Source organism: Citrobacter sp. VF227 (assembly GCF_052950715.1).
On sequence record NZ_JBRFVF010000070.1, the window covers coordinates 1 to 877 of the forward strand.

Here is an 877-nt window from a genome sequence, read left to right on the forward strand (position 1 = left end):
CCTCCTGAGCCAGCTGAGACGGCTGCAATGGCCGCTCTGAGCGTCGAGGTCCGACTTCTGCGCGAACGCCTCGATGAGATGCGAGCCCGCGCCGACGAGCTGCGAGGCGAGCGCGACGAGTGGCGCACCCAGGCGCAGCGGCTGGCGCTCACCGACGAACGCCGGCCGAAGGCTCCCTGGTGGGCGTGGTTCGCCGGCGATCGCGCCCGCTCGGCCTAGCGCCGCAGGGGCGCAGCGGTGACGTGACACCGCGACCGGTACTGCCAGCGCGTCGCGGTTGGGATGATGCGGAAGCCTTACTCATTGGCCTCCTCACATGCCGTTCGCTGGCTCGGCAAGTCGAGGCCGGGCCGGTTCATCAGGTGATGAGCCGTCACGGTTCGACCCTGGCCGGCTCTCACGAGCGTGTCCATGATAATCAGCTTGACGTTCACGGCTGCGCTCGCGTCGCTCATCTATGCTTCCTCCACGGCTTGCGCTACACGACAGTATAGCGCAAGCAGATCTGTGAGACTATCGGTAAATCACCCGTGGTTCTCACCGTAGTGCTCACGGTGAGGTTCCTGGTGATCCTGGAGTGCAGCGCCTCCGGTGCGATCATCGGGTGCGCCGCTTACCGCCTTTGCAAAGGCTTTGCGGAAGTCGGCCGCTTCGTCTTTGGGTACCCAGAACGAGACTTTCACCATGCCTGCATCGCGTTTGCTCTGTGCAAGTTTCGCAGAGCGAACACGTGAGCGCTCACGTTGGGCAAGAAATCGCTCTACGATCTTTTCTTGCGCCTCCTTGGAGAGGGTACGACTGGTAGACATGTGAGGATCACTTACGAATCGCTACGTTGATCGGAGACGAATTGTACACGTCTAGCTTGGCCGTGGCG

Annotated in this window: 3 protein-coding genes; 1 reads left to right on the forward strand and 2 read right to left on the reverse strand. The window is 62.5% G+C overall.

Features of this window, described 5'->3' with window-relative positions; all coding sequences use genetic code 11:
• Positions 1-219: hypothetical protein (locus ACU8YC_RS25065; protein ID WP_446895970.1), on the forward strand; the 219-nt coding region annotated here is incomplete at its 5' end.
• A 77-nt stretch (positions 220-296) separates the two neighbouring features.
• Here ACU8YC_RS25065 and ACU8YC_RS25070 read toward each other — a convergent pair.
• Both ACU8YC_RS25070 and ACU8YC_RS25075 read right to left on the reverse strand, forming a co-directional pair.
• Positions 297-455, reverse strand: coding sequence for a hypothetical protein (locus ACU8YC_RS25070; RefSeq protein WP_446895971.1), 159 nt, complete (start codon positions 453-455; stop codon positions 297-299).
• Positions 456-524: 69 nt separating this feature from the next.
• On the reverse strand, positions 525-809 hold the full coding sequence (locus ACU8YC_RS25075; protein WP_446895972.1) for a hypothetical protein: 285 nt from the start codon (positions 807-809) through the stop codon (positions 525-527).
• Positions 810-877: the final 68 nt, after the last annotated feature.

Bases quoted from the DNA above. Each gene is read 5' to 3' on its own strand.
- ACU8YC_RS25070 (WP_446895971.1), bottom strand. From the start codon at position 455: ATGAGCGACGCGAGCGCAGCCGTGAACGTCAAGCTGATTATCATGGAC.
- ACU8YC_RS25075 (WP_446895972.1), bottom strand. From the start codon at position 809: ATGTCTACCAGTCGTACCCTCTCCAAGGAGGCGCAAGAAAAGATCGTA.